We start from the raw sequence: 21,016 nt of genomic DNA on the forward strand, positions 1-21,016 counted from the left end.
ACGCAAAGGTTCCGCTTTCTGTCCGTGACACCGGCGGGTGCAAGGCGAAGACAAGAGATGGATACGGGTGCGGGACAACGGGCGTCTGGCACCGGGGATGAAGCTGAAAGGAATTGCTCATGACTATTCTTCACAAACTCATGTTCGCCAGCGTCGCAGCGCTGTCCGTGCCGGTTACGCTCGCACCTGCGATCGCGGCCGAAACACCTGCCACGCCGGCCTACTCGACGCAGACCGATCTCGGCACCCTGCTCGACAATCCGCAGACCAAGGCGGTCCTCGACAAGTACATTCATGACATGATCAGCAATCCGCAGATCGACATGGCGCGCTCGATGACGTTGCGTCAGCTTCAGTCTTATGCCGGCGATGCGCTTACGGATGAGAAGCTGAAGCAGATCGATGCCGATCTCGCCAAGATTCCTGCCGCCAAGTAACGGGCGGACCCGGTCCGGCGGGACCGGGCAGAAATGTGAAGGGGCGGCAGATTGCCGCCCCTTTTTTGTGCGTCAGGCGATCGTTTCTTCACCGCGCAGTGTCGTGCGATGCAATATTCGCCCGGCCGAGGCTGGATAGGGACAGGACCGGTGCAGGAGCGCCGGATTGTTGAAGATGACCAGATCGCCCGCGCGCCACGTGTGGCGATAGGTAAACCGGTCCTGCGTGCACCATTCGAGCAGTTCGTCCAGCAGCCGCCGGCTTTGCGATGCCTCCATTCCGACGACATGGTCAGCCGTCGAACCGATCAGAAGCACGCTGTTCGCATCCTTCTGATGCCACACGAGCGGATGTTCACGCGGCGGGAACACTGCGTTCCACCGCGCGAAGTCCGCCGCGGTCGGTTCGGCATGGATCAGCCTGCCGACGGCGGCAAGGCAATGACTGACGCGCAGGCTCTCAAGCTGGTCGCGGCGATCGTGCGGAAGCGCCGCGTAGGCGGCGTGCAGGTTCGCAAAACCGGTGTCTCCGCCTTCTGCGGGCGCACTCTCGCACTTGAGGAGCGTGGCCTTGCCCGGTGTGTCGTATGATGTGCCGTCCATATGCCACCAGTCATTGCCTTTGACATAGTCGAGCTGGTTGGCATCCATCTTGTCGAGCGCGATGCGGTAGATGCCTTTTCCGCTGGGCGCGGTACCATCATCGGTGACGTCGTTGGCGTGGAGCGAACCAAGCACACTGCTCAGATCGAGAAGATGCTGATCGGAGAAGTGTGCCTCCGGGAAAATAAGCACGTGGTAGCGGTCCAGAGCGTCGCGGATTGCCCGTGCAGCCTGCGGAGTGGATGCGCAGGCGGGTTCGATCCGAACCGAAGCGCCGGTCCCGCCGCCAAGCGGCGTTATCTCGATTGCCGATGTCATGGTCATTCCATTCCCTGCCAGCGATCAGTTGAGATAGCGTCCACCGTTCACGCTGAGCGTGTGACCGGTGATGTAGTCGGCATCTTCCGAGGCCAGGAAGGCAACAGCGGCGGCGATGTTCTCGGGGCGTCCGGCCCGCCGCATCGGTGTCATCGGCGCGTAGGCCTCGACGTCGACCGGAGATTCCTGAAGTCCTTCGGTATTAACGAAGCCCGGCGGCACCGCGTTGACCGTGATCCCGCGCGTCGCGAATTCCATTGCGAGGGCTTTCGTGAAGCCCAGAACACCGCCCTTGGTGGCCGCATAGTGAGCCTGATTGGGTGTTCCTGCCTGGGCAGAAGACGATGCAATGTTGATGATACGCCCCCAGCCCTGCGCCAGCATGTCGGGAACGATTTCCTTCACGCACAGGAAAGGCCCCTTGAGATTGATCGCCATCAGGCGGTCCCAGGTTTCTTCGTCGAGATCCTCGAACTTCGCGAAGGGCGAAAGCGCAGCATTGTTCACGAGAATCGAAATGGGGCCCAGCGCCGCCCGGCTTTCGTTGGCCGCAGCGGCAATCTCGGTGGCAAGCGAGCTGTCAGCGGCCAGACCAATGGCCTTGCCACCTTGATCGATGATCATCTGGGCGGTTTCCTGCGCTCCGGCTCCGTTCAGGTCCCAGACCGCTACTGCCACACCGTCCTTTGCGAGGCGAAGCGCAATCGCACGACCCAAGCCGCGCGCACCGCCGGTAACTGCCGCGGCCTTGCCTTCAAGCGACATATCCTATCTCCCATTTCTCGTGATTGTATACAATAAGTCATACAGGCGTTCAGCGCGATTGCAAATGTCATTGCGGCTTGCCGCAAAAATCCGCCCGTTCTAGGGTGAGGGTAGATAGTTCTGGAGAGTGAAGAAATGGACGATGGATCCGATCTTGCCGGGGACCGCGTGGCGCGGATCATCGCCGAAAGGATTATGACCGGGGAACTGGCGGCCGGCGAACCGATCAAGCAAGACGAACTGGCAGTCGAACTTGGCACCAGCCGGATCCCCGTACGCGATGCGCTGCGGATTCTCGAAAAGAGGGGGATGGTTTCCCTGCGCGCGAATGCCAGCGCCAAAGTGATCAGCCGGACCGTGGCGGACATGGATGTCTCCTATCGTATACGAGAGGTTCTGGAGCCGATGCTGCTCGGCGAAAGCATTCCGAATCTGACGCGGGAGGTCATCGATCAGCTCCGGGTCCTGAAAGATCGTCTGGCTGGACCGCTGGACTACGAAGAATACCTGAATTTGACGCGGGATTTTCACATCCTGTGTTTCAGTGGACACAAGGCGCCGCTGCTTGCGCATGTTATCGAATGGCTATGGGACACGACCTACAGCTATCGCGCTGCTTTCGCGCGCATGTCGGTCGTCGATGAAGGGCGGCTGCGGGCAATGTGTGCCGAGCGGGAGTTGCTTTTCGATGCCATCCTTCAGCAGGATATCGATTTGGCGCAGCGTATCTGGGCCATCCAGGTCCGCCGTACCCACAAGGCCCTGCTTAGCTATGCCGAGCAGCAGGATGTTTCTGGGAAAGCCGTCTCGGCCGCCCCAGTGTCCGGCGCGGCGGGCTGATTCGCACGCCGCTACTCGGTTTCTAATTGGATACAAGATGATCGCCTGACCGCGATCTCTCGTTGAGGAAAGCGAGGCTCATTGACCATTGCCAAGCCTTCTGACAGAAATCTGTCCAATTGATCCATTGAGGTCAGACCAAAAAACAGAGGATGCTCGCGTGACGATATTCGCAAAGGGTGCTCGCGCCATGTTGCCGGCTCTACTGTGTTGCGGCGCCATTGCGATCCCGGCACATGCCGAGGTCTCGCGCAGCGCATCTGCCGAGAGTGGGCGCGAGGTGCTCGATCTTTCGAACGGGTGGCGGTTTCATCTCGGAGATCTCGACCGGTCTGCGGCGGTGCTGCCGGACTTTGCGGATACGGCATGGCAGACCGTGTCCGTACCCCATACCTGGAACCGCATCGGCGAATATGCGCTCGAACGAAGCCCGGCTGCGAACAATGTTCAGGGGGCAGGCTGGTACCGGCTCCATGTCTCGGCACCAAAGGCCGGGCCGCGCGATCGCCAGTATCTCGACTTTGCAGGCGTGGGGAAGATCGCCGATATCTGGGTGAACGGCACCCATGTCGGCCGGCACGAAGGCGCATTCGCACGGTTCCGCGTCGACGTGACATCCGTCTGGAAGCCGGGACAGGATAATATCGTTGCCGTGCGCGCCGACAATTCGAGGCCGAGCGCCGATAACGAGAGCGGGCAAGTCATCCCGCTCTCCGGAGACTTTTTCGTCAATGGCGGCATTTACAGAGGCGTAAAGCTGGTAACGGCGCGCGATGCCGGGGTCGATCTGCTCGATTTCGGCGGGCCCGGTGTCTACGCACAAGCCAATGCAATCTCGCCTGAGCGCGCAGATATCGATGTGCTGGTTCGCTTTCGCAATCAGGGAACGGTCAAGCGCAGTCTGGCTGTGACCACGGTGATCCGGGATGGGCAAGGCAGGCCGGTCGCGAAACAATCGCAGGCCCTCGAACTCAGTCCGGGGCAGGATTCCCGGCACGTGAACCTCTCGGTTGCCAAGCCGCATCTCTGGAACGGGGTCGCCGATCCCTATCTCTATACGGTGTCCGTCGAAACGCGCGAGAAAGGGGCAGCCGGAGAGACGGTTTCGGTTCCGCTTGGCGTGCGCAGCTTTCACTTCGATCCCAAGGCGGGGTTCTCCCTTAATGGGCAGCACGTGAAGCTCCACGGAGTCTCGCGCCATCAGGACGTCATGGGCAAGGGCTGGGCCCTCTCGGACGAAGACCATGTGCGCGACATGGCGATGATCAGGGAACTGGGCGCCAATACCGTGCGTCAGGCCCATTATCAGCATGCCGATGCCTGGTCGGACGAAGCGGACAAGGCCGGAATGGTCGTGTGGGCTGAGCTTCCGTACGTCACCACGCCTTCGCTCTCGGGAGGCAAGGGCAGCGAGCATCTGTGGGCCAATGCCGAACAGCAACTGCGCGAGCAGATCCGGCAGAACTTCAACCACCCCTCTATCATGATGTGGTCGGTGGGGAACGAGGTGGATTCGGCAAAAGGCTTCGGGGTTCAGGGCGAGCCGCCTCAGCCGCTCGCTTTGCTCAAGCATCTCAATGCAATCGCCAAGCAGGAGGACCCCTCGCGGCCGACCACGTTCGCGGACTGCTGCGAGGGGCTGACGATGATCAAGACGGCAGGCGAAGGGCTTGCCGGGACCACCGATCTTATCGGCTACAACCGCTACTACGGCTGGTACATGCCCAATCAGACCGACGCGCGCAGGCAGTTCGGTGAGGCGTTGGACCGCTTGCATGGCGATCATCCGAGCCTGCCGCTGTCTGTTTCGGAATATGGCGCAGGCGGCGCGTTGACGCAGCATAGCGACAATGTGCGGGCCGGCTTCGTCAACATGGCGGGGCGGCCCCAGCCGGAGGAATTCGAGTCCTTCGTGCATGAGGAGACCTGGCCCGTCATCCGCGAGCGTGACTTCGTGTTCGCGAGCTGGATCTGGAACATGTTCGATTTTCCCAGCGACCTCCGGCAGGAGGGCGATGCGATCGATCTCAATACCAAGGGCCTCGTCAGCTTCGATCGCAAGACGCGCAAGGATGCATTCTACTATTACAAGGCGCAGTGGAATCCCGAACCGATGATGCATCTGACCGGCAAGCGATACGTGTCGCGCGCCTATCCGGTGATGGAGGTGAAGGCCTATTCCAATGCGACCAAGGCGCGCTTGACGATCAATGGGAAGGCAATCGGAGAGGTGCCCTGCACGGATCGGATCTGCGTCTGGCCGGCGGTTGCGCTGGTCCCCGGCGCCAACCGGGCGGTGGTCGAAGGTGCGGTCAACGGCGTGGGTGTGAAGGACGAGATGGTCTGGACCGGGCCGGATCCGGTGCGGACCGGCATCGCCATCGATGCGGGCGATCTGGCAGGGCGCACGGTGGCTGGCCGCCAGTTCGGCTCCGACGATTTCGTGACCGGCGGAACGCCGATGGTGCTCAACATGGAAGGGTTCGGGCGCAAGCTTGCCAACCCGCGTCGTGTGGATGGTCCTACGCCCGAGCTCTTTGATTTCTGGCGCGAGGGCGAAAGCTTTTCTTACGCGATTCCGGTGCCTGACGGCCAATGGAAGGTCACCGTACTGACCTTCCAGCCGTCTCCTGCCGCTCCTGCCAGCGCAACGATGACAGTATCGGCCAATGGCACCGTGGTCGTTCCCGCGTTCAACATCGCCCAGTCGGCAGGCGGGGCGCTCAAGGCAAAGGCCTTGAGTTTTCCTGTCGAGGTCCATGGCGGCACGCTCAAGCTCGACTTTGCCGGCGCGGGCGGCAAGGCCGTCGTCGCCGCCATCATGCTGAATAAATGATCGAATTTCGATGCGGCGCTTCACCAGGCAGCGCTGCAAACAACAAATATCGAAGGGGAGAGAGAATGGACGATCGGAACACACGGTTTGATCGCCGCACGGCACTCACGGCTGCGGCCACTGCTCTGGCGGCAGGTACTGTCGGGCTGACGGCTCCGGCGGCCCTTGCCGCACCGGCAGTCCGCCGGTTTCCAAAAGGCTTTCGCTGGGGCGCCTCTACGGCGGGCTACCAGATCGAAGGCAACAGCGTGAATGCCGACCTCTGGGTGATGGAGCATGTGAAGCCCCAGACATTCGCCGAACTGTCGGGAGATGCCGACGATAGCTACCACCGTTGGCGCGAAGATATTGCGGTGATGAAGGCGATCGGGCTCAACGCCTACCGCTTTTCGATCGAGTGGTCGCGGATCGAACCGGAACGCGGCGAGTTTTCGCAGGCCCAGCTCGATTACTACCGCCGCTTCATCGCGGCCTTGCGCGAGGCCGGGATCGAGCCCGTGGTCACTTTCTACCACGTGGCCGCGCCGCGTTGGTTCGCTGCCGCCGGGGGCTGGCTCAATCCGGAATCGCCCGATCTTTTCGCACGCTATTGCGACCGCGCGGCGCGGCAACTGGCCGGGGAGATCGGCGTTGCCTGCACGATCAACGAACCGCAAGTCGGCCTGACCTACCGGATCATGCCGCAGTCCCAAGCCTATTTCGGAAAGCTGGATGAAGCGCAACAGGTGGCGCATGCAGCCGCTGCGCGGGCCATGGGCAGCGATCGGTTCGTGACCATGAACCATCCCGACATCAAGGGGATGACGCCGCAGCTTATGGCCGCGCATGAGAAAGGCTTTGCCGCCATCAAGGCCGCGCGCGGAGACCTGCCGACGGGTGTTACGCTGAATCTGGTCGATTTCCAGCCGGCCAATGAGGGCTCGCCTTATGGCGAACTGCGCAAGGCGGCTTACGGCCCCTGGCTGGAAGTCGCCGCGCGGGCAGGCGATTTCATCGGCGTGCAGACCTACAGGCAGGTCCGCATTCCGGGCGCCGGTGCAAAACTGCCGGACTTCCCCGACATGCCCTATGTGGACCGCGCTCATCTGGAAGAACTGATCAAGCAGCCCGAAGCGCTGCGCAATACGGTCGAATATGTCCACAAGGAAACGGGCAAACCGATCTTCGTGACCGAAAACGGCCTCGAAACGCCCGACGACCGCCGCCGGGAATGGTATATTCCGCAAGTCCTCAAGCAACTTCATGACGCGATCGATGCGGGTGTACCGGTCATGGGCTACATGCACTGGTCGCTGATCGACAACTTCGAGTGGCTGCAAGGCTTCAAGCCGCAATTCGGACTGGCGAGCGTCGATCGCAAGACCTTCGCGCGCAAGCTGAAGCCGAGCGCAGCAGTTTACCGGCAGATTATCCGCGCGAACGCGGTCTGAGGGGGGCATATGCATCGGCGTGAATTCATGGGCGGCGCGGCTGCGCTCGGCGCCATGTCGCTTGCGGGCAGGGCGGCGGGGGCCGAGCTGTCCGACCGCGTTCCGATCCTGATCGAAACGCGTGAGGCGACCGGGGACCTCAAGCACGTCTGGTCGGAATGTGCCGGATCGGACCGCGCGGCAATCACGATGCGCGAAAGCTGGCGCGGCGATCTCGATCGATGGGTCGGTGACTGCGGACTCAAGAGAGTGCGGTTTCACGGCATATTCGCGGACGAGATGGGGGTCTTCGCGCCTTCCATTCTCAACCGCGGCAAGCCCAGCCCCAACTTCCGCAACGTGTTCGAAGTCTACGACGGACTGGTGGCGCGCGGTGTCGATCCATTTGTTGAAGTCGGTTTCATGCCCGGCGCGCTGGCTTCGGGAAAATCGACATTCGGGTTTTACGAGGCGAACATCACTCCGCCCAAATCCATGGAGGATTGGGCCGCTTTCATCCGCACTTTCGTTGGCGCCCTTGCCGACCGCTACGGCATCACCAAAGTTCGCGGATGGAATTTTGAGGTCTGGAACGAGCCGAACCTGCCGTTCTTCTGGAGCGGCAAGCAGCAGGACTATTTCGATCTCTACAAGGCAACGGCGGTGGCGATCAAATCGATCGATCCGGCGATCGCGGTGGGCGGCCCCGCGACTTCGGGTGGTAAATGGGTCGACGATTTTGCTCGATTCTGCGCCCAGAGCAATGCGCCCGTCGATTTCATTTCCACGCATGCCTATGCCGGGGGAAATCAGAAAGACCTCTACGGCAAGGATGCCCGGTTCTCGGTAAACCAGGTCATTCCCGATACAGTGCGCAAGGTGCATGGGCAGGTGCAGGCGTCGGCCTGCGCGGGCAAGCCCATCTGGCTCAGCGAGTGGTCTTCGGACAGTCCGGCCATGATCGCCGAAGTCGTGACGCAGTGCCTGCCGATGCTGCGCGGCATGTCGCATTGGGTGCTTTCCGGCACCTATGAGGAACTGGGCGTACCCGACTATTTGCTTAAAGAGGGAGACATGGGCTGGGCGACGATGGTGCAGGGCATCGCCCGCCCCAGCTTCAACACGTACCGACTGCTGCATCGTCTGGGCACGCGGCGGCTCAAAGCGGACGGGCCCGCGCTGGCCTCTCGGCGGGATGAGGGCGGCGTATCCGCGCTCGTCTGGAATTTGGCGGAAGCCTTGCAGCCGGCGGGTATTCCGGGGGCGACGTCTGAACGGAAAGTCACCGGGTCTCCGAAGCGGTTCGACGTGCGGTTTGCCGGGGCGCGAGAGGGGCAGAAAGTAAAGGTTAGCTTCGTCGATCAGGAGCGCGGGTCGCCGATGCCGGCATGGCGCGCGATGGGGTCGCCGCGCCTGCCGACGCCTGCGCAGATCGAGACCTTGCGCAAGGCATCCTCGATCGCCGCGCCGGTGACGCTGCGGCTGGACCGCAATGCCTCGGTCTCGGTGGACTTGCCGCCCGAAGGCGTGGCGTTGCTCGAACTGGTCTGAAGAAAAGGGGGGAGGCTCATGCGCGCGAATAATCTGCGGACGTTGAGTTCGGTGTTGGCTCTGGCGCTGGCCTGCCAAACCGGGGCAGCGGCGGCTCCGGCACCGAGTGGTGATGCTGAAGTTAAGAGTGCGGAGGCTCGGGCCGAAAACACGCTTCGGCAGATGTCGGCCGAGGAGAAGACCGTCCTGACGCACGGGCAGATGGCGGTCCCGATCATGGGGCCGATGAACCTGCCCGCCGATGCCGTCATCGGCGCGGGCTACGTCCACGGCATTCCGCGCCTTGGCGTACCTTCGCTGCGGGAAACCGATGCCAGTCTCGGCGTCGCCTGGCTCATGGGTCTTCGCAAGGACGGCGCGACAGCACTACCCTCCGGCATGGCGATGGGATCGACGTGGGATCCCGATCTGATCCGTGCCGGCGGCGCCATGATTGGCGCAGAGGCGAAGGCCAAGGGCTTCAATGTGATGCTGGCCGGAGGCACTAACCTGATCCGGGACCCGCGCAACGGGCGCACGTTCGAATATCTGTCCGAAGATCCGCTGCTTTCCGGTGTCCTGGCGGGTAACGCGATCGCCGGTATCCAATCGAACGGGATTGTCTCGACGATCAAGCACTTCGCGGTCAACGATCAGGAAAGTGGCCGCTATTTTCTCGATGCGCGGATATCCGAAAGCGCCGCACGGGAGAGCGATCTCCTCGCTTTCCAGATAGGTCTTGAAATCGGACGTCCCGGCGCGGTGATGTGCGCCTACAACAAGGTCAATGGCGCCTACGCTTGCGAGAATGACTGGCTGCTCCAGAAAGTGCTGAAGCAGGACTGGGGCTACAAGGGCTTCGTCATGTCCGATTGGGGCGCTGTTCATGGGGTGGAAGCCGCCATTCACGGCCTCGACCAGCAGTCGGGTCAGGAAATGGACCCGAAGGTGTTCTTCAGCGACACTCTGGCAGGCAAGGCTGCGTCCGACCCGCAATATGCGCGTCGGCTGGACGATATGAACAAGCGGATCCTGACGAGCATCTATGCTCACGGGCTCGACAAGCCGGGTGAGCCTACAAAGGCAGTCGATGCGGCTGCCAACCTCGCTGTCTCGCGCCGGATTGCCGAGCAGGGCATCGTCTTGCTACGCAATGTCGGCGGGGTTTTGCCGCTTGCCGGGTCGGCGAAATCCATTGCCGTCATCGGCGGCTTTGCGGATACCGGGGTGCTGTCGGGAGCGGGTTCGAGCCAGGTCAACGGCGAGAAGGGGCCGGCACTGACAGTGCCGATCGGCGGATCGGGGCCATTCGCGGCCTTGATTTCGCAGCAGTACCAGCCCGGGGCGCCTTTCGACGCAATCAAGCGGCGAGCGGCAGGCGCGGAGGTTCGCTTTCGCGACAGCCGATACATTTCGCGCGCGGTGGAACTTGCCCGGCACTCGGATATCGCCATCGTGTTCGCAACGCAGTGGATGACCGAGGGCATCGACGCGCCGGACCTCGGCCTTCCCGACGGTCAGGACGCCCTGATCGAGGCCGTTGCCGCGGCCAATCCGCGCACCATCGTGGTGCTCGAAACGGGCGCGCCCGTCTTGATGCCCTGGCTTGGCAAGACAGCTGCCGTTGTCGAGGCCTGGTATCCCGGCGCGGCGGGCGCCGAGGCGATTGCCTCGGTCCTGTTCGGCGAAACCAATCCCTCGGGCCGCCTGTCGGTCACTTTCCCTGCCGCCATCGAACAACTCCCTCGCCCTCATCTCGACGGCGTCGAACTGAGCGGCGACATCTCACTCGGCAACATTCCTGCGAACACTAGGCTCGATGTGAACTACGACATCGAAGGCGCGGACGTGGGCTATCGATGGAATGCCCTCAAGCAACAGCGGGCACTTTTTCCGTTCGGCTTTGGGCTGAGTTACACGGCGTTTCAGGCCGGCAAGCTCCAGATCCAGGGCAACCGCGCGACAATGCTTGTCACCAATACGGGGCAACGCAGCGGCGCCACAGTCGTCCAGCTCTATCTGGTTGGCCGAGCCGGGCGGAAGGTGCAGCGGTTGGTCGGATTCCAGCGTGTCGCGCTTGAGCCCGGCGAGTCTCGCAGTGTCAGCATGACTATCGACAATCGCCTGCTGGCGGATTGGGCCGACGGAAAATGGACTATCCCGGCGGGCGACTATGATTTCGCCTTGGGCGAGAACGCGGAAGCGCTTGGTCCATCGGTGCGTTCCAATTGGAAAGGGCGCGTTTGGACGCAGTGAGGCGCAGGCCATTTCGAGCGACTTTTCTCGCTTCGAAAGTGGTAAGGTCTATTATTGGATACAAACGCTGTGGCGATGATCTGGCCTCGGCGGGAAAAGACGAAGAGATCGATGGCACCCTTTGCCGATAAAAATCGCTTAAACGCGTTGTTTTATGGATATTATGGATTTTTAGTCGTTGGCCCGCCCCCAATCTTGGAGGTGGGCCAACTGCCTCTCTGACTAAGATTGTATGCAATCTCGTGCCATGCTGCTTGCCAAGGAAGAAGGTGGGTGCAATAGGGGAATCAAGATTGGTCAGGCAATCAACAGCGCCCCATTTGGTTGGAGGCGCCTTAAAAAATAGGGGAGGTATTACATGCGCCTTTGCAAGAAGGTGGCGTTCATCGGTGTGAGCGCTCTGTCGATTTCTGTTCCAGCAATGGCGCAGCAAGCTCCATCCCAAGATGCCGAAGAAGCGTCGAGTGTCATCATCGTCGAAGCGCGTCGCCGGGATGAAAGCATTCAGGACGTGCCGATGGCGGTCAATGCTGTCACGTCCGAGCAGATCCAGAAGCTCAACATGCGCGACTTCAACGAAGTGCAGAACCTGGTTCCGGGTCTTCAGTTCTTCAGCAATTCCAACGGCGTTGCCGCAGGCGGCCAGATGCGCGGGATCCAGTACGATCCCAACGCCGGCGTCTCGGCTTCGGTCGCCTTTTACCAGAACGATGCCCCGCAGGAGGGCAGCCTGGTCCTGCAGACCATGTATGACGTGAGTCAGGTGGAAGTCTTGCGCGGACCGCAGGGAACCTTGCGTGGACAGGCGACCCCGTCAGGTTCGATTGTCGTCAACACGAAGCGACCCGATCTTTACAATGTCGGCGGCTACATGTCGACGACGGCCAACACTATTGGCGGCCAGAACGTCAATGGTGCACTCAATCTGCCGCTGCTGTCCGGGCTGGCTGCGGTGCGTGTCGCGGGCGTCTATTCGGCGGGCGAGGGTAACCGCGTCACGTCGATCCAGAACGATGGTGATCGCCGGGATCCCTATACCCATACGGCAAGCGGGCGCATCAGCCTTCTTGTCGAGCCGACCGATTTCCTGCGGCTTTACGGCGTAGCGCAGACGATGTCGCGCAAGGCGCGCGAATTCGATCAATTTGCGTCCTACTCGCTGTTCGATCCCAGCGCCGAGCAAAGCGATCCGGTCATCACGCCGGGCGACCGGCTTTCGATCCTGTCCAATCCCCGCAATGTCGATCAGACGTTCAACAGCTATAACTGGCGCGCGGAACTCCGCCTTGCCGGTCAGTTGCTGGTCTATCAGGGTCAGAAGTACGATCTCGACGTCCAGTCGGTGACGAACTCAGACAGCGCCAATATCCTGTCGGGAAAGAACTGGTTCCAGACCACGCATACCCACGCCGACACGTGGACGCATGAAATCCGACTTCAGAACGAATCCTTGGTCGCGGGAATGTTCGACTACGTAGCGGGTTATTTCCACACGCTGCAGAAAGCTGATACGAACGTAATTTCGCAGACCCCGGTATTTCTTCCTGCAAGTCTTGGTGGTGGACTGGCCACGATCGCCGAAACACCTATCGGCCTGAATGGCGGCCACGTGACCGAGGAATCGTTCTTCGCGAACCTGACCGCACATATTGGCGACAGTACGGAGCTTTCCGGCGGTCTGCGCCACATCAAACACCGGGATCCTGGCGTGCCGATGGTGATCGCGGGCAACGCTCTCCCGACGTCGCCGGTTAACGACGACGGCATGATCTATATTGCTTCGCTCAAGCACCGCTTCAGTCCCGCCGTCATGGCCTATGCCAGCTTCGGTACCTCAAGGCGTCCCGGTGCGTTTTCGATCGGTGATTTCAGCGTCGTGAAGTCCGATCTTCAGAACTCATTCCAGAACTTGAAGACCGAAACATCGCAGTCCTACGAAGCGGGTATCAAGACCACGCTGTTCGGCGGCCGTGGTACGGCAAACCTCTCCGTGTATCACCAGAAGTTCAACAACTATCCCTATCGCTCGCAGAGCGGCGTCTATTACGTGAATTACATGGCCACGGTGGGTGCCGGCGGAGCCGTGACGGTGACGCCGACAGTGGGCATCTTCAATTTCGTCGCCTCGGTGCCGGTCGAAGTCAACGGCGTCGAAGCGGATGCCTCCTTTGAGATCACGCCGAACTGGAGCGTTTCGGCGACGGCAAGTTACGCGCTGGGCAAGATCAAGAACGGGCTCATTCCCTGCAACGATCTCAATGGCGACGGCATTCCCGACGATCTGAGCGCGCCGCCCTCACTTGCGGCCCTTCAGGCCGCAGTCGGGGCCAATAATGTGGCCGGTTGCAAGGTGACGCAGCGTTCCTCGTTCCAGTCGCCGTTCTCCGCAACTGTTCAGACCGAGTATCATCAGGATATATCGTCCTCGCTCGAAGGTTTCGGGCGGGCCATGTTCAACTTCAACGGATCGGCGCAGGGCGATCCCCAGTTCGCTTTTGATCAGGTCGGTTCGTATGGCCTGCTCAATCTGTTCCTTGGCATTCGCGATCCCAAGGGCGCCTGGGAAGTCTCGGCCTTTGCCAAGAACCTGTTTGGTGTCGACAAGGCGACGATCATTAACCGTGCGGCCACGTCGAACTACCAGCAATTGGTGCTGCCCACCTTCAAGACGGTGGGGATGACGGCCACCAGCCCCTACACGATCATCAATACGACCCCCAATCGCGAGTTCGGACTGACATTCCGTTACGCGTTCGGATCGAGGTGATCCCGGCGTCAATTGCCCGGGTCTGAATGGAAAAGAACCCCCGCCAGATTGTGGCGGGGGTTCTTTTCATGTCGCGAAGGCTGGAAGCGCCCGTCCTTGACGCCGGCGTTGGAGGCCTATGCTGGCGGCAGCCCCAAACCATCGCGAAGGGCGGCCATCATGTGGCTTTCGTAGCGCTGGACGAGTTTCGCCTGACGGACCAGCGTGAAGCCATGAAAGGCGCCAGGGGCGATGGCGAGTTCCACTTGCACGCCGGCGGCCGCGAGGCGCCGTGCGTATTCGAGATTTTCCTCATAAAACAGATCGATAGTACCGACTCCTATGAACGCGGGAGGCAGGCCTTCAAGGTTTGCGGTGCGAGCGGGTACAGCCCCGGCTGGAACTTGCGGCGATCCCGCAGGGATGCCCAGAAAGCTGCTCCAGCCGAACCTGTTGCTTTGCGGGGTCCACATCAGCGCGCCCTGCTGGGGAGGCCGGTGCACGGTGCTTCCCGTTCGGTCATCGAGCATCGGGTAGATCAGGCATTGGTAGGCCAGCGGAACTTCTTTCCGGTCGCGCGCGGCAATCGCAAGCATTGCGGCCAGACCGCCCCCTGCGCTTTCGCCCTTTACCGCGATGCGTGCAGGATCGACGCCAAGCGCGCCGACGTTCGCATGAAGCCATTTTAGGCCAGCATAGCAATCTTCCAGCGGGCCGGGGAATGGGGTCTCGGGCGCAAGACGGTAGTCCACCGTGACAATTACGCAGTCGAGATCGCGGGCGAGATCCTGTAGGTCGGCAAGGCCGCTTGCGGCAGTCCCAAGGATGTAGCCGCCGCCGTGAATGTGCAGGATCGCAGGTCGGGCCTGCGCTTTCGGCCCGGCGTTGACGATATAGATACGCACATCGGGATCGCCTGGTCTTCCGGGAATCCGCTTCTCAGCGATAGAAATCCCGGCGCTGGGCGCGCGCTCAAGCGGGGATCGGCTGGATCGGGCGGCAATCACGGCTTCCTTGGTGGTGACCGAGCCGCGCATCATCGGCAATGCCGATGCAATCATTGGCCTGAGCTCGGGGTTCACGAAGGGAAGAGGGTCGAAGTCCGCAGGCGGGCTCGATATGCCGGCGCCGGCAGCGGCCGCTTGCGCAAAGGCATGTGGTGCCAAGGCGGCGCCGATAGCCGCCGTGCTTACAAGACTTGCGCATTGCCTGCGCGAGATTCCTTCATTCGCCATAATTGCCTTTCCTGGCTGATGGGCATTGCGGGATCACTTGTGAGCCGTCGTCGGCGATGCTGATTTACCGATTGCCCAGTCGGCGGCGTCTTCGAGCATGGCGACGTAGTGCGCCTCGGAGTAGGATTGCGGGAGGTGGCCGATTGCCGAATAGAACATCCGTCCTTTTCCGACGTGTCTGCTCCACGCGATGGGGTGGTCGCCCATCGACAGCTTCTCACCGAACCCACCATTCTGGGAATAGGTGCTCTCGTCCAGACGGGCGATGACGTCGGCCCCGGTGACCCGCGGGCTGGCGGCGAAGCTGTACCATTCATCTTTCATGGTCCAGGTCGCAGGCAGGCGGGCTGCCGCAGGATGCGTCTTGTCGTCGACGAATATCCGGGCTTCCTGAAACTGCGGTTGCATGGGGTGGCCCACGAAACGGGCGCCTAGCAGGGAATCGGCGTACCAGTCCCAGAAATAGGAGGGATCGCCGGCGCTGCCGTGTACGCCTATATAGGCACCGCCTTTCTCGATGTAGTCGCGAAAGGCTTTCCGCTGCGCCAGTGTCAGCACGTCCCCGCTGATGTTGTTCCAGACGACTGCATCGAAATGCGAAAGATTTTCGGGCGTAAAGGCGCCGCCGCGATTCGTCGTGACGATGTTCCAGCCTTTGCGCGCGGCCATTGCGATGAAGGCGGCATGGGCAGCATTGAAGCCGGGCTCGTCCTTGAATCCATTTATCTTTTCGAACAGCAGAATGTGCGGTTTGCCCGGCTGGAGATCGAATTGTGGGCGGTCATTGTCATAGCGTGCACACCGGGCAATGTGGTCGGCCTCGGTCACCTGGAGGGTTCGCAATCTCGTATCGAGCGCGGGTAGCGCCTTTGCATCCGCCCCCACCATCACGGCGACTTGGCGCAGTGTCAAAATGGCGGAAAAGGTCGGTGCGTCGGTTCGGACAAAAAACGGTGGCAAGCTCGACAGCTTTCCCGACATCGCCTGATCCGCAGCGGCCTTCGCCGACGGGCTGAGGAGCACGTCGATCAGCGGAGAATCCAGCGAAAAGGCGGCATCGCGAAGCGGGCAGTCGGTGACCGGGGCGGCCGCCACGGTTACCGGTGCTGCTGCGATCGCCAGGGCCGCTAAAGTCCAGGAAAGCATGGCCGGTCTTGTTCCTCTCACAGCTCATTTTGGCGGCAAGAGCGTAAGAATCGAGTTACTCTTGATTCCCGCTCTTGCCGTCATTTTCGATATGCAGGACTTGCCGGTTTATCGCGAGCCGCGCCCACCATGCTGTGCTGGCTGCGCCTCCATTGGGGCTGCCTTGGCGCGTGCGCGCAGATAGAGACGCAAAGCTTCCAGATCCTGATCGCTCAATTGCCGGAAGGGAGGCATTCCGTTGAGCTTGAGGCCGCCTTGCTGAACGATCATCTTGAACGTCTGCGGATCCACGATTGCAGGCGAATAGCGCAAGTCAGGCGCGGCTCCGCCGCCCACCGCATTCCAGCCGTGGCACACCATGCACCCGTTGGTTGCGAATGCCATCCCGCCTGCCATGATTGTCTTTGTGTCCGGTTTGAAGTCCGGATCGGCAGGCGGAACCAGTTCGGGCGGCTGATAGGCTGGAAGGGTGTCGCTTCCGCCAATCGCGAAAGTCAGCACATGCCGGGGTGCGCGATAGTCGGTACGGTAGGCCGCGTTGCCCGGTGATCCGATGCCGCCGCCGGTGCCGCCATTGCCCGACAGCACCGTGACATACTGCTTGCCGCCGGCCCGATAGGTGATCGGCGCGCCAACGATCGGACTCTGCGCCTTGAACGACCAGAGCTGCTTTCCGGTTTTGGCATCGCGGGCGACGAACTGTCCGTCGATCTGCCCCTCGAACACCAGTCCGCCGCCGCTGGCCATCACGCCGCCGGGCCAGTCTCCGGGGAGTTCGACTTTCCAGATTTCCTTCTGCGTGGCGGGATCGAAAGCCTTGAGGAAGGAACGGGAATCGTTCTTCAACCCGGCTTCGGGATTGAGTGTCACACCCATGCCCCTGCTGATCTCGGCGCCGCCTTTCTGGCCGTCACCGATCAGCGCGCCCTTTTCGATCACGGGGATGTAAAGGAGGCCAGTCTGCGGGCTGTAGGCCTGCGGCATCCACGAATGCGCGCCGGTCGGCCCCGGCCAGAGTTCGAACATGCCGGGCTTGCCCGCGTAGCGGATGCCGGGGTTCTCGACCGGGCGGCCGGTCTTCATGTCGATGTGATCGGCCCAGGTGACCTTGGCGATCTTGTCGGCGGAAATCAGCTTTCCGCTTGCCCGATCGATCACATAGAGGAACCCGTTCTTCGGTGCCTGCATCAGCACCTTGCGGTCCTTGCCGTCGATTTTCAGCGTCGCCAGCGACATGTCGGTGGTGGCGGTGCAATCCCACTGCTCGCCGGGACAGACCTGATAGTGCCACTTGTATTCGCCGGTATTCGCATCGACCGCGACGATCGAGGCAAGGAACAGGTTGTCGCCGCCGCCGGGGCTGCGCAAGTTCTGGTTGTAGGGGAAGCCGTTGCCGATACCGAGGTAGATCATGTTGAGTTCTGGATCGTAGCTGAAGGCGTTCCACGCGGTGCCGCCGCCGCCGCGCCGGGTGCCGTCGGGGTTCTTCCACCCGCTCGGCCATGTCTTGCGCATGACCGCTTCGGCTTTCTGATTGACGGGCGAGACTTCGTCTCCCGGCGTCGTGTAGAACCGCCAGGCCTGTTTGCCGGTCTTCTCGTCATAAGCGGTGACGAAGCCGCGCGCCGGGCTGATGTCGGCGCCGCCGAAGCCGACGATCACCTTGCCCCCGAACACGCGCGGCGCGCCGTTGGAGTTGCGCGGGGCCTGATCGGGATAGTCGTAGGTCTTCCACGCTTCCTTGCCGGTCTCGGCATCGAGCGAGATCACGTAGCCGTCGGTGGTGACAAGGAAGACGTGGCCCGCGTCATAAGCGATGCCCTTGTTGCCCCAACTCATCTGCAGAGTGGATGTAGCGCGCTCTCGCGTGCCGCCGTCGTATTCCCAGAGCTGCTTGCCGGTCACCGCGTCGAGCGCGCGGATATGCGAGTGGCCACTGGTCACGAAGACCTTGCCCTCGGCCATCAGCGGGGTGCTGGCGGTGTAGCCCGGCTCCAGATCGGTATGCCACGCCAGCTTGAGATTGCCGACCGTGTCGGTGTTGATCTCGTCCAGCGGGGAATAGTGCGTCTCGCCCGCCGTGCGGCCCCAACTCGGCCATTCGTCGGGATTCGCGATCATGTTCTGATCGATCGGCTGGGCGGGTTTGTTGCACGCAGACAGTGCAAGTACGGCGGCAAGGGCCGAATAAAGCCCCGGTTTCATACGCGTTGCCAGCATTCCCTTTTTACTCTCCCTGATGCGCGGATTCTTGTGGGCGCGCTTTGCCTGGTATTTCAGAGTGTCGGTTCGATTTGGCTGGTTGACCAGCAGGATGTTTCGCGGATCAGGCGGATGCTTTCAACACGCTGCGCATTTCGAGGACCGTTTGGCTTTCATCGTCGGGTTGGCCGATTTCCGGAATCCCGAGGGACGTCGCCATGACCGCGCGAACTTGCTCCAAAAGAGGCGCGGGTTCCGTCTTTTCACGCGCCGGCAGAACGAGTCCGATTGCCAGCGGGCGATCACCGGGTTGACCGGGAACGAGTAGCGCCAGCGCCTTGCGGTCGGTTCCAAATCCGGCCGGACCAATCGCGAACTGCCGCTCGCTCATAGCTGCGATACGCACGTCCATTTCGGCTACAGCGAATTTGCGTTTCTGTTCGGCTTCGGCGTTGAGGCGGCGCAGGACTCCGCCTCGGCGCGGTTGGGGCACCGCTGAAAGCAGCATTTGCCCGACTGCACTGAAGGCGAGCGGATCTTTGGCACCGCATTGGAAGCGTGACTTGCGCGCGGCCAGATCGCCGGTACCGCGCACTGCGACAATTTGTGCCGATACACCGACAATCGCATTGAGTGTAACCGGGTATCCGGTCTGCGAATGGAGCGTTTCAACGAGGCGTACGATGCGCCCGTCGCGGATCGATTGTGGTTGGCAAGACTGGCCGATGAACGCCGCACGCGGCATCACGCGGTATGTCCGCGCGATCGGGTCCTTGTGGAGAAGGCCGAGTTCAACCAGGCTCGCCAGCAATTCGGAGGTGCTGGATTGCGGGCGATGGAAGGAGCGCACGATGTCCATCACGGTGATTTCGTCGCGCCCGCTGTCGAGGTAATCCAGAACTTCGATTACGCGGCGAGCGATCTTCGTCTTGTTCCTCTCGGCCATCGTCATCTTCCCGCCTCCCTCTGTCCCCTCGCGGTGCGATATTGCGTCCGGTACGGTGTAATGCGAAAAAGTGCCCGCCATCCCGTCTGCTTCCAGGAGAGGAAACGCATCGAGACGGCGGGCATTCGCAAGTTTCAACCTGGCGCTCCGGAGGGATGACGACAGGCTGTGGTAACGCAGTTCGGGCGAACCGCCCGGATTTCGTGACCTTCGTACCCACAAGGTTCGGCGCTGCAATATCAACTAAACAGTTGGTAGACTAATGGGCATGGGTTGGAAAGAGGTTTTTCGATTCCGGTGAGGTTTGCGCAGGCGGGGAGCGGCCGATTGACCGTTCCCCGGCACAATGCTAACAATGTGACGAACACAATTCTCGCCGCGCTGCTTTGCGCCTACAAATGACCGTCTGGGCGAGGGGAGAGGATGCGATAACGTGGACAAGCCGCTACCGGATTTCTTCAGCGATCGGGCCGTGATCGATGATCCCGCCGATTATTTCGGCCGGATTCGTGCAATCTGCCCGGTACAGCGCGAGCCATATCAGGGTGCCTATATGGTAACCGGCTATGATGAACTGACCGAACTGCTCAATCGCAAGGATGAGGGCATTTCGTCCTGCCTTTCCGTTCTTGGGCCCATTCCGCCGCTGCCCTTCGAACCTCACGGCGATGACATTGGTGCGCAACTCGATGAAGTCCGCGATTGCCTTCCATGGTCGGCGCACCTGGTCTGCTTCGACGGAGCCCGCCATGCAGAGCATCGCACGCTGATCACAAGTCTGCTGACCTATCGGCGGATTCGGCAAAACGAACAGTACCTGAGATCGCTGGCAGATCGCCTGATCGACGGATTTGCGAGAGAAGGGCAATGCAATGTTGTCGTCCGCTACGCCCATGCGACAACGACTTTCGCGATTTCGGATTTCATGGGCATTCCCGAATCTGATCGCGCGGTGCTGCTGGAAGCTATTGGCGCGCCGCCAAGCCAGATCGAGGGGGATGCGCAAGCGAAGGTCGGCCCCGATCCGCTTGCCGCGTTGAAGGACCTGTTCGATGGCTATCTGCGCGAAAGGCTGGAGAGCCCGCGCGACGATCTCTTGACCGAGCTGGTCCAGTCGAAGTTCCGGAACGGCGAAGATGTGCCTTTTGAAACCCTCTCCAACCTTGCGCGGTTTCTGTTCGGTGCCGGCCAGGATACCACGTCGCATCTTATCTCGATGGCTGTGCGCATTCTTGCCGAAGATAGCGATTTGCAGGAGCGTTTGCGTGTGGAACCGGCACGCATCGGTGACTTCATCGAGGAAGTTCTGCGCTTCGATCCACCGGTCAAGGCGGCCTATCGTCTGGCCGTGAGGGATACCGAACTGGCTGGCATTCCGCTTCCGGCGGGCAGCGTGATGACTGCCTGTCTCTCGGCGGCCAATCGCGATCCGCGGCGCTTTGAAAATCCGGATGCCTTCGATATCGACCGGGCGGGATTGCGGGACCATATTGCCTTCAGCAGAGGGCTTCACGCCTGCCCCGGCGCACCTTTGGGCCGGATGGAGGCGGGCATCGCGATTGAGCGGCTGCTTGCACGCACCAAGTGTATCGAACTTGATGAGACCCGTCACGGACCGCCGGAGAACCGGCACTTCCGCTTCGTGCCGACCTATACCTTCCGCAGTCTCGTGGATCTTCACATCAAATTCGAGATGGCCTGACGCCGGACTTTCCGGAAGCCGGAAGTCATTCAAGACAGGGGGAAT

14 protein-coding genes are annotated in these 21,016 nt (G+C 61.4%); 8 read left to right on the plus strand and 6 right to left on the minus strand.

The window, feature by feature from the left end; genetic code table 11:
- Positions 1 to 119: 119 nt before the first annotated feature.
- Positions 120 to 437 carry a hypothetical protein gene (locus tag AC1VVK_RS21770; RefSeq protein WP_482905282.1) on the plus strand — a complete coding sequence of 106 codons (318 nt, stop codon included), beginning with the start codon at positions 120 to 122 and terminating at the stop codon, positions 435 to 437.
- A gap of 72 nt (positions 438 to 509) precedes the next feature.
- On the opposite strand, the gene AC1VVK_RS21775 is transcribed toward AC1VVK_RS21770, so the two are convergent.
- Together AC1VVK_RS21775 and AC1VVK_RS21780 are read right to left on the minus strand one after the other, a co-directional pair.
- Positions 510 to 1,358 carry a TauD/TfdA dioxygenase family protein gene (locus AC1VVK_RS21775; RefSeq protein WP_482905283.1) on the minus strand — a complete coding sequence of 283 codons (849 nt, stop codon included), beginning with the start codon at positions 1,356 to 1,358 and terminating at the stop codon, positions 510 to 512.
- A 24-nt stretch (positions 1,359 to 1,382) separates the two neighbouring features.
- On the minus strand, positions 1,383 to 2,123 hold the full coding sequence (locus AC1VVK_RS21780) for an SDR family NAD(P)-dependent oxidoreductase (RefSeq protein ID WP_482905284.1): 741 nt from the start codon (positions 2,121 to 2,123) through the stop codon (positions 1,383 to 1,385).
- A gap of 135 nt (positions 2,124 to 2,258) precedes the next feature.
- On the opposite strand from AC1VVK_RS21780, the gene AC1VVK_RS21785 reads away from it, so the two are divergent.
- From AC1VVK_RS21785 to AC1VVK_RS21810, 6 genes are all read left to right on the plus strand, one after another.
- Positions 2,259 to 2,963, plus strand: a complete 705-nt coding sequence (locus AC1VVK_RS21785; RefSeq protein ID WP_482905285.1) for a GntR family transcriptional regulator — start codon at positions 2,259 to 2,261, stop codon at positions 2,961 to 2,963.
- A gap of 160 nt (positions 2,964 to 3,123) precedes the next feature.
- A complete protein-coding gene (locus AC1VVK_RS21790) occupies positions 3,124 to 5,799 on the plus strand; it encodes a glycoside hydrolase family 2 TIM barrel-domain containing protein (RefSeq protein WP_482905286.1) in 2,676 nt (891 codons plus the stop codon).
- 65 nt (positions 5,800 to 5,864) lie between these two features.
- Entirely contained in the window at positions 5,865 to 7,229 is a 1,365-nt protein-coding gene (locus AC1VVK_RS21795; RefSeq protein ID WP_482905287.1) for a glycoside hydrolase family 1 protein, read from the plus strand.
- A gap of 9 nt (positions 7,230 to 7,238) precedes the next feature.
- Positions 7,239 to 8,759, plus strand: coding sequence for a GH39 family glycosyl hydrolase (locus tag AC1VVK_RS21800; protein WP_482905288.1), 1,521 nt, complete (start codon positions 7,239 to 7,241; stop codon positions 8,757 to 8,759).
- Positions 8,760 to 8,777: 18 nt separating this feature from the next.
- Positions 8,778 to 10,994 (plus strand): beta-glucosidase family protein, encoded by a 2,217-nt coding sequence (locus AC1VVK_RS21805; RefSeq protein ID WP_482905289.1) that lies wholly within the window; start codon positions 8,778 to 8,780, stop codon positions 10,992 to 10,994.
- Between the two features lie 358 nt (positions 10,995 to 11,352).
- Complete coding sequence (locus AC1VVK_RS21810) at positions 11,353 to 13,761, plus strand: TonB-dependent receptor (RefSeq protein WP_482905290.1); 2,409 nt, start codon at positions 11,353 to 11,355, stop codon at positions 13,759 to 13,761.
- A 116-nt stretch (positions 13,762 to 13,877) separates the two neighbouring features.
- Here the strand turns inward: AC1VVK_RS21810 and AC1VVK_RS21815 are convergent, their stop codons facing one another.
- The 4 genes from AC1VVK_RS21815 to AC1VVK_RS21830 form a co-directional block, all read right to left on the minus strand.
- Positions 13,878 to 14,975, minus strand: coding sequence for an alpha/beta hydrolase (locus AC1VVK_RS21815; RefSeq protein ID WP_482905291.1), 1,098 nt, complete (start codon positions 14,973 to 14,975; stop codon positions 13,878 to 13,880).
- A 33-nt stretch (positions 14,976 to 15,008) separates the two neighbouring features.
- Complete coding sequence (locus AC1VVK_RS21820) at positions 15,009 to 16,121, minus strand: ThuA domain-containing protein (protein WP_482905292.1); 1,113 nt, start codon at positions 16,119 to 16,121, stop codon at positions 15,009 to 15,011.
- A gap of 108 nt (positions 16,122 to 16,229) precedes the next feature.
- Positions 16,230 to 18,341, minus strand: coding sequence for a PQQ-dependent dehydrogenase, methanol/ethanol family (locus tag AC1VVK_RS21825; RefSeq protein ID WP_482905293.1), 2,112 nt, complete (start codon positions 18,339 to 18,341; stop codon positions 16,230 to 16,232).
- Positions 18,342 to 18,447: 106 nt separating this feature from the next.
- Entirely contained in the window at positions 18,448 to 19,275 is an 828-nt protein-coding gene (locus AC1VVK_RS21830; RefSeq protein ID WP_482905294.1) for a helix-turn-helix domain-containing protein, read from the minus strand.
- 427 nt (positions 19,276 to 19,702) lie between these two features.
- On the opposite strand from AC1VVK_RS21830, the gene AC1VVK_RS21835 reads away from it, so the two are divergent.
- Positions 19,703 to 20,971: a cytochrome P450 gene (locus tag AC1VVK_RS21835; protein ID WP_482905295.1), complete on the plus strand. Its 1,269-nt coding sequence runs from the start codon at positions 19,703 to 19,705 to the stop codon at positions 20,969 to 20,971.
- Positions 20,972 to 21,016: the final 45 nt, after the last annotated feature.

This window comes from Novosphingobium sp. BL-S-32 (assembly GCF_056857055.1).